This window comes from Streptomyces paludis (assembly GCF_003344965.1).
Lineage (GTDB): Bacteria > Actinomycetota > Actinomycetes > Streptomycetales > Streptomycetaceae > Streptomyces > Streptomyces paludis.
Window position 1 is genome coordinate 6,631,281 of record NZ_CP031194.1, and the last position, 13,085, is coordinate 6,644,365.

Annotated in this window: 11 protein-coding genes; 3 read left to right on the forward strand and 8 right to left on the reverse strand. The window is 71.1% G+C overall.

The window, feature by feature from the left end; translation table 11 throughout:
* The first annotated feature begins 68 nt into the window (after window positions 1-68).
* Window positions 69-1,478, forward strand: a complete 1,410-nt coding sequence (gene hydA, locus DVK44_RS29340; RefSeq protein WP_114663650.1) for a dihydropyrimidinase — start codon at window positions 69-71, stop codon at window positions 1,476-1,478.
* A 38-nt stretch (window positions 1,479-1,516) separates the two neighbouring features.
* Complete coding sequence (locus DVK44_RS29345) at window positions 1,517-2,518, forward strand: TIGR03842 family LLM class F420-dependent oxidoreductase (protein ID WP_114663651.1); 1,002 nt, start codon at window positions 1,517-1,519, stop codon at window positions 2,516-2,518.
* Window positions 2,519-2,697: 179 nt separating this feature from the next.
* Here the strand turns inward: DVK44_RS29345 and DVK44_RS29350 are convergent, their stop codons facing one another.
* From DVK44_RS29350 to DVK44_RS29360, 3 genes are all read right to left on the reverse strand, one after another.
* Window positions 2,698-3,480, reverse strand: coding sequence for an SGNH/GDSL hydrolase family protein (locus DVK44_RS29350; protein WP_114663652.1), 783 nt, complete (start codon window positions 3,478-3,480; stop codon window positions 2,698-2,700).
* Window positions 3,481-3,608: 128 nt separating this feature from the next.
* Window positions 3,609-4,622 (reverse strand): sensor histidine kinase, encoded by a 1,014-nt coding sequence (locus DVK44_RS29355; RefSeq protein ID WP_228447416.1) that lies wholly within the window; start codon window positions 4,620-4,622, stop codon window positions 3,609-3,611.
* Window positions 4,623-4,642: 20 nt separating this feature from the next.
* Window positions 4,643-5,371: a response regulator transcription factor gene (locus DVK44_RS29360; protein WP_114663653.1), complete on the reverse strand. Its 729-nt coding sequence runs from the start codon at window positions 5,369-5,371 to the stop codon at window positions 4,643-4,645.
* A gap of 242 nt (window positions 5,372-5,613) precedes the next feature.
* On the opposite strand from DVK44_RS29360, the gene DVK44_RS29365 reads away from it, so the two are divergent.
* Window positions 5,614-7,890 (forward strand): MMPL family transporter, encoded by a 2,277-nt coding sequence (locus DVK44_RS29365; RefSeq protein ID WP_114663654.1) that lies wholly within the window; start codon window positions 5,614-5,616, stop codon window positions 7,888-7,890.
* Between the two features lie 76 nt (window positions 7,891-7,966).
* Here the strand turns inward: DVK44_RS29365 and DVK44_RS29370 are convergent, their stop codons facing one another.
* The 5 genes from DVK44_RS29370 to DVK44_RS29390 form a co-directional block, all read right to left on the reverse strand.
* Window positions 7,967-8,689, reverse strand: a complete 723-nt coding sequence (locus DVK44_RS29370) for an MIP/aquaporin family protein (RefSeq protein ID WP_114663655.1) — start codon at window positions 8,687-8,689, stop codon at window positions 7,967-7,969.
* 93 nt (window positions 8,690-8,782) lie between these two features.
* On the reverse strand, window positions 8,783-9,925 hold the full coding sequence (locus tag DVK44_RS29375; RefSeq protein WP_114663656.1) for a glycerol dehydrogenase: 1,143 nt from the start codon (window positions 9,923-9,925) through the stop codon (window positions 8,783-8,785).
* Window positions 9,926-10,086: 161 nt separating this feature from the next.
* Entirely contained in the window at window positions 10,087-11,112 is a 1,026-nt protein-coding gene (locus DVK44_RS29380; RefSeq protein ID WP_114663657.1) for an NAD(P)-dependent alcohol dehydrogenase, read from the reverse strand.
* Complete coding sequence (locus DVK44_RS29385) at window positions 11,109-11,888, reverse strand: iron-sulfur cluster assembly protein (protein ID WP_228447417.1); 780 nt, start codon at window positions 11,886-11,888, stop codon at window positions 11,109-11,111. Before DVK44_RS29385 ends, DVK44_RS29380 begins: the two co-directional genes overlap by 4 nt.
* Window positions 11,889-11,943: 55 nt before the next feature.
* Window positions 11,944-12,942, reverse strand: coding sequence for an amidohydrolase family protein (locus DVK44_RS29390; protein ID WP_114663659.1), 999 nt, complete (start codon window positions 12,940-12,942; stop codon window positions 11,944-11,946).
* Window positions 12,943-13,085: the final 143 nt, after the last annotated feature.

The window sequence follows — 13,085 nt, forward strand, 5'->3', positions numbered from 1 at the left end:
GAGCGGGCCGGCCAGGAAGGCAGCCGGCCGAGCAGGGCAGTCAGCCCAGACAAGGGAGCGCCACCCGTATGAGCAGCAGTACCCGCACCCTGATCCGCGGCGGTCTCGTCATCACCGCCGCCGACGAGATCCACGCCGATGTCCTGATCGAGGACGGCCGGATCGTCGCCCTCGCCGCCCACGGCTCCGGCCCCGCCGAGAGCTGGACCGCGGGCCGGACGATCGACGCCACCGGCAAGTACGTCATCCCGGGCGGTGTCGACGCGCACACCCATATGGAGATGCCGTTCGGCGGGACCTTCGCCGCCGACACCTTCGAGACCGGCACCCGGGCGGCGGCCTGGGGCGGCACCACCACCATCGTCGACTTCGCCATCCAGTCCCCGGGCCGGTCGCTGCGCGAGGGCCTGGACGCCTGGTTCGCCAAGGCCGACGGCCGGTGCGCCATCGACTACGGCTTCCACATGATCATGGCCGATGTCAACGAGGGCTCCCTCAAGGAGATGGATCTTCTCGTTCAGGAGGGAATTACCTCCTTCAAGCTCTTCATGGCCTATCCGGGGGTCTTCTACAGCGACGACGGCCAGATCCTGCGGGCCATGCAGCGCGCCTCGTCCAACGGCGGGCTGATCATGATGCACGCCGAGAACGGCATCGCGATCGATGTCCTCGTCGAGCAGGCCCTGGCCGCCGGCCGTACCGATCCCCGCTACCACGGCGAGGTACGGAAGGTGCTGCTGGAGGCCGAGGCCACCCACCGCGCGATCCAGCTCGCCCGGGTCGCGGACGCCCCGCTGTACGTGGTGCATGTGTCGGCGGAGGAGGCCGTGGCCGAACTGGCCGCCGCCCGGGACAAGGGACTCCCGGTCTTCGGCGAGACCTGTCCGCAGTACCTCTTCCTCTCCACCGACAACCTCGCCGAACCGGACTTCGAGGGCGCCAAGTACGTCTGCTCCACCCCGCTGCGGCCCAGGGACCACCAGGACGCGCTGTGGCGCGGGCTGCGCACCGACGATCTCCAGGTGGTCTCCACGGACCACTGCCCGTTCTGCTTCACGGGGCAGAAGGAGATGGGCCGCGGTGACTTCTCGAAGATTCCCAACGGGCTGCCCGGGGTGGAGAACCGGATGGATCTGCTCCACCAGGCCGTGGTCGAGGGGAAGTTGAGCCGCCGCCGCTGGATCGACATCGCCTGCGCCGCCCCGGCCCGGATGTTCGGCCTCTACCCGCGCAAGGGCACCATCGCGCCCGGCGCCGACGCCGATGTCGTCATCTACGACCCGCACACCGAGCAGACGGTGTCCGCCGAGACCCATCACATGGCCGTCGACTACTCCGCCTACGAGGGCAAGCGCCTCACCGGCCGGGTGGAGTCCGTGCTCTCCCGGGGCGAACTCGTCATCGACCGGCGGGAGTTCACCGGCCGGGCCGGACACGGCCAGTACACCCCCCGCTCGACCTGTCAGTACCTCACCTGAACCGCGTCTCATCTGAACCATCGGGAGCGTCGCACGTCATGGACTTCGGACTCGTTCTCCAGACCGACCCGCCCGCCTCGGCGGTCGTCGATCTCATGCAGCGCGCGGAGCGCAACGGCTTCCGGTACGGCTGGACCTTCGACTCGGCCGTGCTCTGGCAGGAGCCGTTCGTCATCTACAGCCAGATCCTGGCCCACACGGAGAAGCTGGTTGTGGGCCCGATGGTCACCAACCCGGGCACCCGGACCTGGGAGGTGACCGCCTCCACCTTCGCCACGCTCAACGACATGTACGGCAACCGCACGGTGTGCGGGATCGGACGCGGCGACTCCGCGATGCGGGTCGCCGGGCGCGCGCCCAACACACTGGCCCGGCTGGGCGAGGCGATGGGCGCGATCCGGGATCTGGCGGAGGGCCGGGAGGCCGAGGTCGGCGGCAGCCCGATCCGTATTCCGTGGATCCGGGACGGGAAACTGCCGGTCTGGATGGCGGCGTACGGCCCGAAGGCGCTCGCGCTGGCGGGCGAGAAGGCCGACGGGTTCATCCTCCAGCTCGCCGACCCCTACCTCACGGAGTGGATGGTCAAGGCGGTCCGCCAGGCCGCCGTGGCGGCGGGCCGGGACCCGGACGCGATCACGATCTGCGTGGCGGCCCCCGCGTACGTCGGCGACGACCTCGCGCACGCCCGCGACCAGTGCCGCTGGTTCGGCGGGATGGTCGGCAACCATGTCGCCGACCTGGTCTCCCGCTACGGCGAGCACTCCTCGATGGTCCCCGAGGAGCTGACCGCGTACGTCAAGTCCCGTCAGGGGTACGACTACAGCCACCACGGCCGGGCCGGGAACCCGTCCGCCGACTTCGTCCCCGACGAGATCGTCGACCGCTTCTGCCTGCTGGGCCCGGCCGAGGCCCATATCGAGAAGCTGCGGGCCCTGCGCGACCTCGGCGTCGACCAGTTCGCCGTGTACGCCATGCACGACGCCCGGGAGGCCGTCATCGACGCGTACGGACAGCACATCATCCCCGCACTCGACGCATGACCACCGACGGGGAGGCGCGGATGCCCCCGGCATCCTCCCGGTGACCGACCCTGTTGAGTGCGTCCCTGGGGCGGTACGGTGCCGACTCGGCGTCCGCGGTGCCGTACCGCCCACGGTGTGGTCCTGGCCGTCTCCGGACCGAGCGCGCCGATGGCCCGGTTCGCCCGCCGCCCGCCCTCTCAGACGGGCGGTGTCACCGGTCCGGGTTCGGGCCGCTTCGCCGAGCACCCGTCGCCCGAGGAGCGTCCGCGCAGGCGCCGCCAGAGCCACGGCCCCAGGAAGCCCAGGACCCAGCGCACTTCGGTACGCACGGCTCCGAGAGCGGAGACGGGCGGTCGCGGCGGCAGCGGGTCGTTCCAGCCGCCGTGGCCGGTCAGTCCGAGGACATGCGCCATGCCCGAGGCGATGCGCGCGTGCCCGAGCGGGCTGGTGTGCAGCCTGTCGGCGCTCCACAAGCGGGGATCGGTCGTGACCGGGTGCGGGAAGACGTCCAGGACCGTCACACCGTGCCGTTCCGCGGCGGCGCGCAGCCGGGCGTTGAGGTCGACGACACGCGGGAGCATCCGGCGTGCGAGAGGCGAGATCCTGCCCGGATCCGGGAAGGTCATGACGGCGACACGAGCGCCCGACGCGGTGAGGCCGACGAACATCTCCTCGATGTCGGCGACCACCGAAGCGGCGTCGAAACCGGACCGCACCAGATCGTTCATGCCCGCCGTCACCGTCACGAGATCCGGCTTCAGCGCCAGCGCGGGACCGAGTTGCTCGGCCCTGATCTGCGCGGCGGACTTCCCGCGCACGGCGAGGTTGGCGTAGGTGAGGCCGGGCCGGCGCGCCGCGAGTATCTCCGCGAGCCGGTCGGCCCAGCCGCGGTGGCCGCCCGAGGGGGACGGGTCACCGAGGCCCTCCGACAGGCTGTCGCCGATGGCCACATAGCGCATGAAGGAGCCAGGATCCGTCATGGGCGGAGTCTATGACGCATGGATACGCGTCTGCTCCGCCGAGGCGCGGTCCGCGGGGCCTTTCCGACCGGACGAACGGGAGCCACGTCGCTCGTGGGTCCCGTGTCCGGTTCCGCGCCGGCGGCGGGTCACCGGTGGGTGCGCAGAAAGACGTCCACCCGGGTGCCGCGGCCGGGGACGCTGTCGAGGCGGATCCGGCCGCGGTGCAGGTCCGTGATCGCGGCCACGATGGCCAGGCCCAGTCCGCTGCCGCCGTCGGCCCGGCTGCGGCCCTTGCCGGCGCGGTAGAAGCGGTCGAAGACGCGGGTGCGGGACTCGTGCGGAATACCTGGGCCGAAGTCCTCCACCCGCAGCAGCACCTCGCTGCCCGACGTGCTCAGGGAGACACGGCAGGGTGTGTCCGCCGGGGTGTGCATACGGACGTTGCCCAGCAGGTTCCCGAGCAGGCTCCGCAGCTGGGCCTCGTCCCCCAGGACCGTCACGCCCGGCTCGACGCGCGCCTCGGCCGGACGTGACGGCTCCACGGCCGCGGCGTCGAGGCAGCAGTCGCGTACGAGCCGGCTCAGGTCCACCACCTCCCGGTCCGCCTCCTCCGCCACATCGAACCGGGCGAGCATCAGCAGCGACTCGACCAGCCGTGTCATGCGATGGATCTCGGAGAGCATGCGCGCCACCGCGTCGTCCACCGCGGCCCGGTCCGGCAGGGCGCCGCTCTGGTACAACTCCGCGTATCCGCGCAGGGACTGGAGCGGTGTGCGCAGTTCGTGCGAGGCATCGGCCACGAACTGGCGCATCCGGTCCTCGGACTGTTCACGGGCGGCGAGCGCGGCATGGATCTGGTCGAGCATCGCGTTGAGCGCCTCGGCGAGGCGCCCGGCCTCCGTGGTGGGCGCGGAGCCGGCCGCGGCCAGCCGCTGGGCGAAGTCGCCGGCGGCGATGGCGTCGGCGGTTTCCGCCGCCCGCTCCAGCGGCCGCAGTTCCCGCCGTACGACGGCGGTGCTCACCAGGGCCACACCGGTCAGCCCGGCGATTTCCACCAGCACGATCATGGCGGGGTCGCCGCTGACGACCCAGGTGAACGCGGTGGTGGCCATGGCGCCCGCGCACAGCGCCGTGACGACCACGCTCAGGCGCGTGCGCAACGGCGATCGGGACAGCCGGCTCAGCACCCCGGCTCCCGGATGGTGTAGCCGACGCCCCGCCGGGTGTGGATCAGGGGCGGTCCGAGCGCGTCGAGCTTGCGGCGCAGATAGCTGATGTACGTGGCGACCACGGTGTCGTCGCCGTTGAAGTCGTACGACCAGACATGGTCGAGGAGTTGCGCCCGGGGCACGACCCGCCCGCTGTGCAGCATCAGATACCGCAGCAGCCGGAACTCGGTGGGGGAGAGGTCGACGGGTGTGTCCGCGCGCCGTACGGAGCGGGTGGGCGTGTCGAGTTCGAGGTCGGCGACCCGCAGGAGGGAGGCTTCGGGCCCGGGCCTACGGGTGCGGCGCAGCACGGCGCCGATCCGGGCGGCGACCTCGTCGAGCCCGAAGGGTTTGGTGATGTAGTCGTCACCGCCCGCGGTGAGTGCCTTGACCAGGTCCTCGCGGGTGTCGCGGGCGGTGAGGAAGACCACCGCCTGCGGGAGACCGTCGGCGCGCAGCCGTCGCATCACCTCGATGCCGTCGCCGTCCGGCAGCATGATGTCCAGCAGGATCAGCTCGGGCAGGAAGTCGCGGGACTCGGACAGGGCCCCCTTCGCCGTGGCCGCCGTACGGACCTCGTAACCGATGAACCGCAGGAAACGGCCGACCGTGTCCAGGATCGCCGGCTCGTCGTCGACCACCAGCAACCGCCCGAGCCGTGGCTGTGCTCGCGCGGCGCCCTCGGAGGCCCGATCCGTCATCCGCGTCCCTCCGCTCGTCCGGGCCCCGGAACCGCGCCCTCCTCCGGTGCTCAACCGATCATCTCCTTCTCCCGCGATCCGTTCCATGGGAGTTGTGTGTGAACAACGGCCGGCGAGGGCCGTTCCGCGGGGTGCGGCCCGGGACTGTTCCTACCGTGGTTGACGCGGGCCCCGGCGACGGGCGCGCTCCACCGTTCGTCGCACGGCCCGTTTCCCATTCTCAGGCCATCGGGAGTCTTCGCGTGTCCACCCTGCTGTACCGCCTGGGCCGTTTCGCCTACCGGCGCAAATGGTCCGTCATCGGTGTCTGGTCCGTACTGCTGCTCGCCATGATCGCGGCGGCCCTCGGTCTGATGAAGCCGTTCACCCCCTCGACGGCCATCCCCGGCACCGAGGCCCAGCGCACCCTCGACATCGTGCGAGTGGAGTTCCCCGGCGACGAGTCCCACCTCACCGGCAGCATCGTCTTCCGCGCCCCGCGCGGCGAGACCCTCACCACCGGAGACGCGGCCCGCGTCGTACGGCGAACGGTCAGTGCGACCGCGGACGTTCCGGGCGTACGGTCGGCCACCGCGCCCGCCGCCGCGGCCGGCACGCTCTCGGCCGACGGACGCACGGGCATCGCCACACTCACCTTCACCACCGAGAAGGACGCCGCCCTGCCCGAGGCCACCGAACGGGGAATCGAGCGGATCGCCGCCGAAGCCCGCCGGTCGGGGCTGACCGCGGAGGCCGGCGGTGACGCCTTCTCCAAGGCCGAGGTCAAGGTGATGGGACCCGGGGAGGCCGTGGGCGTGCTCATCGCCCTGGGCGTTCTGGTCGTCGTCTTCCGCTCACTGCGCGCCGCCCTCATACCGATCGCCACCGCGCTCGTCGGAGTGGCCGTGGGTGTCCTCGGCCTGCTGAGCCTCACCAGCGTCGTCACCATGGACAGCACATCGGTGATCCTCGCCGTGATGCTCGGCCTGGCCGTGGGCATCGACTACGCCCTGTTCATCGTCTCCCGGCACCAGACCCAGGTCAGGGCGGGCATGGACCCGGAGGAGTCGACCGGTCTCGCCACCGGCACGGCCGGCGGAGCGGTCGTCTTCGCGGGCGCCACCGTCGTGATCGCCCTCGCCGCGCTCTCCGTGGTGAACATCCCCTTCCTCACCGTCATGGGACTGGGCGCCGCGGCGACGGTCGTGGTCTCGGTACTGATCGCCGTCACGCTGCTGCCCGCCGTACTGGGCCTGATGGGGCACACCATCGCCAACAGCACGGTTCCGGTGCTGCGCCGCGCCACCGAGCGCGCCGAGCGGCGTGCCGCCGACCCGGCACGCCGGCCGGACGCGGGCCGGCGCTGGGCGGCCATGGTGGCCCGCCGCCGCTGGACCGTCCTCGTCCTCTCTCTGCTGGGCCTGGGCATCCTGGCCGTCCCGGCGGCGGACCTGCGACTCGGTCTCGGCGGCACACAGGATTCCGGCACCTCCGCCGCCCGGGCGCAGCAGCTCGTGGACGACGGATTCGGCCCCGGCCACAGCGGCACCCTGGTCGTACTGGTGCGGGGCGACAGGCCGGCGGTCGTCCCGGCCGCCGAGCGGATGGCCGACGTGGTGAGGGATCTGCCGGGCGTGGCCTCCGTGTCCCCCGCGGTCCTCGCGGAGTCCGGCGGGGCGGTGCTGCTCGGCGTCACGCCCGCCAGCGGCCCGGAGACCGAGGCCACCAAGCGGGTGCTGGCCGAGATCCGGCACGCCCGGGGCTCCGTGGAGGAGCGAACGGGCACGGCCATCGACGTCACCGGCACCACCGCCGTCAACATCGATGTCGTGAACAAGCTCTCCGCCGCCCTGCCCGTCTACTGCCTGCTGGTGATGGGCCTGGCGCTGGTCCTGCTCATCGTCGTCTTCCGCTCTCTCGCGGTACCGCTGAAGGCCGCCCTGGGCTTCCTGCTGTCCCTCGGCGCCTCGCTGGGCTCGCTGGTCGCGGTCTTCCAGTGGGGCTGGCTCTCCGGTCCGCTCGGCATCGAGGAAACGGGCCCGGTGCTCAGTTTCCTGCCGATGCTGCTGGTGGGGATCCTCTTCGGTCTCGCCATGGACTACGAGGTGTTCCTCGTCTCCCGGATGAGGGAGGAGTACACCCACGGAAGGCCGCCGCTGGAGGCCATGGTCCGCGGGTTCGGGCACGGTGCGAAGGTGGTCACCGCCGCCGCCCTGATCATGATCGCGGTGTTCGGTTCGTTCGTCTTCGCCGAGATGCGGGTCATCAAGGGCATGGGCTTCGCACTCGGCATCGGGGTGCTGCTGGACGCCTTCGTGGTGCGGATGACGCTCGTGCCCGCCGTCATGGCGATCCTGGGCCGCGGTGCGTGGTGGCTGCCCCGCTTCCTTCGGCGGGCCCTGCCGGACATGGACATCGAGGGCGAGCGGCTGGTGAGCGGGCTGACATCGGGGTCCGGCCCGGACCGGGGACCGCGGCAGGCGGCCGGCGGTGACCCGAGAGCCGCCGCGAAGGCCGGTTCGGGGGCCGGGCGGTCCTGAGAGGTACGGATACCCCGCTCGGGGACCGCCCGTGTCGCAGGACACACGCGGTCCCCGGACCTGGGGGCGGGAACGGCTATATGAAGCCCGTCCCGTGGGCGAGCAGGCCGGCCACCGCGCCGCCCGCCAGCGGGGCGACCACCGGTATCCACGCGTAACTCCAGTCGCTGCCGCCCTTGTTCTTGATGGGCAGCAGGGCGTGGGCGAGGCGCGGGGCGAGGTCGCGGGCCGGGTTGATGGCGTAGCCCGTGGGGCCGCCCAGGGACGCGCCGATCCCGACGACCAGCAGGGCCACCGCGAGCGGCCCCAGTCCCGAGGGGGTGCGGCCGAAGGCCACGACGACGAAGACCAGGACGAAGGTCGCGATGAACTCCGTCACGAAGTTGGACAGCCGGCGCGGGATGGCCGGCCCGGTGGAGAAGACCGCGAGCTTGGCGCCCGGGTCGGACTCCGGGTCGTCGAAGTGGTCGCGGTACGCGGCCCAGGCGAGCGCGGCGCCGACGAACGCCCCGAGGAACTGCCCGCCCAGATAGGCCAGTACATGCAGCGCGCCGCCCAGGCTCTGTCCGGCGGAGAGCAGTCCGACGGTGACGGCGGGGTTGAGATGGGCCCCGGACTTGTAGGCCACGTACACACCGGCGAACACCGCGAGGCCCCAGCCGAAGTTGATCATCAGGAAGCCGCCGTTGAAGCCCTTGGTCCTGGCGAGGACGACATTGGCGACGACACCACAGCCCAGGAGCAACAGGGTGGCGGTGCCCATGAGTTCGCTGAGGAAGATGTCCCCGGCACCGGTCATACGGCGGCCTCCTCGATGGCGGCGGACTGGGGTGCGCACGCGCGCGGCGCGGCGTCGGACGTCAGTGGTGTGCGCACGGCCGCCGGGGCCGGGTCAGTGTGTTTCATGGCGCACCGGTGCCGGAAGTCTCGCGTCCTCGCGGACCTTGGTGGCGAACCGCTCGATGGACTTGAGCGCGCTGATCACATCGTCGCTGTGGACCTCGAAGGGCATGGAGTGGATCGTCTCGCCGGTGGCCGTCGCCGCCTCGGCGACCGTCCGCAGCTCGTCGTCGTCCCCGGCCGACAGCCCCACCTCGGTGAGGGTGTTGGGCAGGCCCACCCGGGTCGTGAACTCCACGAACTCACGGATGTCGCTGGTCGGCGCCCCTTCCAGGACGAGCTGGGTGAGGGAACCTATGTTGACCTTCTGCCCGTGCGCCAGCCCGTGGGTCTGCGGTACGGCGGTGAGGCCGTTGTGGATGGCGTGCGCGGCGGCCAGACCGCCGGACTCGAAGCCCAGGCCCGACAGCAGGGTGTTGGCCTCGATGACCTTCTCGACGGCGGGTGTCACCTGCCGGTCCCTGACCGCCTCGATCGCGGGCAGCGCGTTCTCCCAGAGCACGTCCCAGCTGAGCCGGGCGAGTGCGGTGCCGGTGAGCGTGGGCAGACCGCCGGCCATCGTCTGCGAGTGGGACTGCGCGGTGGCGCGGGCCTCCAGCCAGGTGGCGAGCGCGTCTCCGACCCCGGCCACCAGCAGGGAGACCGGCGCGTTGGCGACGATCTGGGAGTCGACCAGGACGAGGTCGGGGTTGCGCGGGAAGAACCGGTACTCCTCGAACTCCCCGCTCTCCGTGTAGATCACCGAGAGCGCGCTGCACGGCGCGTCGGTGGAGGCGACGGTCGGGCAGTTGGCCCACCGGATCCCGGCGATATGGCCGGCCGCCTTCACCGCGTCGATGGCGCTGCCGCCGCCCACCGCGACCGCCACGTCGGAGCCGGTCGCCTTGATGACGTCGACCAGTCTGTCGACCTCGTGGGCGCTGGGGACCCCGTTGAACTTCTCGCGGGCGACGGGAAGCCCCGCGGCCTTCAGCGAGGTGGTGATGTCGTGGCCCACCAGGCCCCACACGAGATCGTCGGTGACGATCAGCGGGGCCGAGCCGATGAGCTTCAGATACTCGCCGAGCCGGTGTATCGCACCCTTGCCCTGGACATACCGGCCGGGGCTGATGACGGTACGGAGCGTGCGCGTCATGATTCCTCCTGATGTGGACCGCGGGGAAGCGGTGTGCCGCGCGTGGCAACGTGTGATGACACGCCTCAATTGCGACGATAGGGTGAATTGTCCCGAATTGCGGAAACGGGCCGGCTGTGATGCGTGGGCCGGCTGTGATGCGGGACGCGTTACGGGGACGCTTACGGGACGAGAATCGCGCGCCCGCGGACCCGGCCGGCGTCGAGATCGTCCAGGGCGTCCTGGAAGTCGTCGAGCGCGTACTTGCTGGTGTGCAGACGGACCCGGCCCTGGGCGGCGAGCACCATCAGCTCGCACAGGTCGGTGTAGGAACCGACGAGGTTGCCGATGAAGTTGATCTCGGCGGAGATGATGTCGATGGTCGGCACATCGATGTTCTCGCCGTACCCGACGACGTGGTAATCACCCGCACGGCGCAGCATGCGGACACCGTCCCGGGTCGCGCCTCCCTCGCCGACGAAGTCGACGACCGTCTCGGCGCCCTGCCCGCCGGTCAGCTCCAGCACCCGTTCGACATGGCCGCCGTCCGCGACGACACCGCGGTCGGCGCCGATGGACTCGGCCAGCTTCACCGCCTCGGTGTTGCGGTCGACGACGACGATCTCGGCGGCCGTCAGGGCCTTGAGCACCTGGATGCCGATGTGGCCCAGCCCGCCCGCGCCGATCACCACGCACGTATCGCCCGGCCGCAGCCGCCGGGCCGCCTTGGCCGCCGCGTGGTACGCCGTCAGACCCGCGTCGGCGAGGGCCGCGACATCGGACGGTTCGAGGGAGTCGTCCAGGCGTACGACGCTCCGGGCGGAGGTCTTCAGATACTCGGCGTAGCCGCCGGCGGTGTCGATCCCGGGGAAGAGGCTCCCCGCGCAGTGGACATCGTCACCGCGGCGGCACGCCGGGCACAGCCCGCAGGTGATCAGCGGGTGGACGATGACCTTGTCGCCCTCGGCGACATTGGTGACGGCGCCGCCGACCGCGTGCACCCAGCCGGCGTTCTCGTGCCCGATGGTGTAGGGCAGGGCCACTCCCGACTTCTCCGCCCACTGGCCCTCAAGGATGTGCAGATCGGTACGGCACACCCCCGCTCCGCCGATCCTGACGATCACATCGTGGGGCCCGGTGACCTCGGGGACCGGGACCTCGGTCATGTCGAGGCTCCGGTGGTAGCCCACGACCTGGACTGCCTTCATGAGACATGCTCCTTCACTGGGGAGGCGGCCACGGGGGACGCGGCGCGCGCGGAGTCCCCGGCGCGCGGGGTCTGGTCGGCCGCGGACTCCGGGTAGCGGGTACGCAGCAGACCGCGGCAGAAGTGCGCGTTTCCGTCGATCGAGATCCGCACCGCGCGGGCGAAGCGCAGCCGCAGCGGGATCTCGCCCGGCGGGAAACGGTGTCCGTGCTCGTCCACGAGGACGGGATCGGTGGGCGCCGCGCCGAGGCCGAGGGCGGTCCGGCGGCGCAGCAGGGCACGGGTCCCCGGCCCGTCGGGCAGGTCACCGAGGACGACCTCGTGGAGCCGCTCCTCACCGAGGCCGGGGCGCTCCCGCAGCAGCGAGGTGAGCGCCCGCTCCATCGCCGCGGTGTGCGCCTTGCGGCGGAAGGTCTCCCGCAGCTCCCGCAGGTCGGACTCGGCCTCGGCGCCGAAGGTGCCCCGGTATCCGGCGTCGGCCGCGAGGCCGCGGTTGATCACCTCGGAGTCGTGGTGGTCGTCGAGCAGGACGGTGACGTCCTCCGCTCCGGGGAGAGCGGTCAGCGCGTCCTTGGCGTCCGAGGCCATGAGGTAGGCGAAATTCGGGGAACAGAAGGAGGTGGGCAGCCGCAGATGTACGGTCACCCGGCCGCCCGAGACCGCCAGGGACCGGACGAAGCCGAGATCGGTGATCGGCTCGTCCAGCTCGGGATCGAAGACGCCGTCCAGCGCCGTACGGGCCGCTTCCTCCAGCGCCCCGGCCCGCGCCCCCGGCACCGCTGTCTCTCCCCGTACCCCTGCCTCCGCCCCTGCCCGCGGCCCGGCAGGCATGTCAGACCACCGCCGGTTCCGGGAGGGCGCACTCGGCCGGTACCTCTATGCCGTACAGGGCGGCCGCGTTGAGTCCGAGGATCTTCTTCTTCTGCGCCACGGTGAGCGCCGGGTACTCCGTCATGTCCTCGGGGAGCTGGAAGTCGACGAACCGCTCCACGAGCCAGCGGGGCGTCCACAGCGCGTAGTCGCTGGAGAACTGGATACGGTCCTCGCCCAGCCAGTACAGCAGCTCCCCGATGATCTGCGCGAAGTAGCGGGGCCTGGTGTGGATGAACGGCATGGCGACGGCGAGACCCGCGTGCACATTGGGCTCCTGCGTGGCGATCCAGCAGAAGTCCTCCAGCCGGGGCAGGCCGCAGTGTTCGACGACGAAGTTCAGCTCGGGGAAGTCGGTCGCCACCTTGTCCACGTCCGCGACATCGAAGGCGTCCCGGTCCAGCGGCCGGATCGTCGGCCCCTTGTGGATGTGGATGTTCGTGATGCCCAGCTCCTGGGCCGCCTCCAGATAGCGGTACGACCAGGGGTCGTCCAGCTTGTATCCGCGCGAGTCCCCGTACCACTCGGCGGTGTACAGCTTCACGCCCTTGAGGTGGAACCGCTCGGCGTCGCGCCGCAGCTGGTCCAGCCCGGACTGCTCGTAGCGCGGGTCCCAGCAGTGGTTGTACGTCAGCTTGCCGGGGTGCTGCCGGGTGAGCGCGAACGCCTCCTCCGTCTGCCCGAAACCGTTGCGGTAGAAGGCTCCGAGCCGGGCCGGCTGGAAGATCGCGTGATCGACGTGACCGTCGGTGAACAGGTCCTTCATCAGGCGCTCACCGCCGTAGTAGAGGTACTCCTCGTACGGCCACAGCTCCGACTCGGGGCTGAGGTTGCGGTGGTAGTCGTAGAAGCAGTCGATGAACTGCTTCCCGTGGATGTTGAGCTGGTTCTCGGGGCGTGCGTCCCACAGCGCGATGTGCGCGTCGACGATGAAATAGTCCTCGCCGTTCTTTGTGTACATGTGCGTCCCTCCATGCCCGTGATGTCCCCCGGCGGGTTCGTAAAGGCACAGTAGGAGCCGCCGGCGCACGGCGGGGAGCCGCCGGATGTCTCACTTTGAGACAAGGCCGGTGTCTCTTTTTGAGACAGACGGCCCGGCTCCAG

Excerpts from the sequence above, each read along its gene's own strand:
- hydA (WP_114663650.1), top strand. The coding sequence starts at position 69 with ATGAGCAGCAGTACCCGCACCCTGATCCGCGGCGGTCTCGTCATCACC.
- DVK44_RS29345 (WP_114663651.1), top strand. The coding sequence starts at position 1,517 with ATGGACTTCGGACTCGTTCTCCAGACCGACCCGCCCGCCTCGGCGGTC.
- DVK44_RS29350 (WP_114663652.1), bottom strand. The coding sequence starts at position 3,480 with ATGACGGATCCTGGCTCCTTCATGCGCTATGTGGCCATCGGCGACAGC.
- DVK44_RS29360 (WP_114663653.1), bottom strand. The coding sequence starts at position 5,371 with ATGACGGATCGGGCCTCCGAGGGCGCCGCGCGAGCACAGCCACGGCTC.
- DVK44_RS29370 (WP_114663655.1), bottom strand. The coding sequence starts at position 8,689 with ATGACCGGTGCCGGGGACATCTTCCTCAGCGAACTCATGGGCACCGCC.
- DVK44_RS29375 (WP_114663656.1), bottom strand. The coding sequence starts at position 9,925 with ATGACGCGCACGCTCCGTACCGTCATCAGCCCCGGCCGGTATGTCCAG.
- DVK44_RS29380 (WP_114663657.1), bottom strand. The coding sequence starts at position 11,112 with ATGAAGGCAGTCCAGGTCGTGGGCTACCACCGGAGCCTCGACATGACC.
- DVK44_RS29390 (WP_114663659.1), bottom strand. The coding sequence starts at position 12,942 with ATGTACACAAAGAACGGCGAGGACTATTTCATCGTCGACGCGCACATC.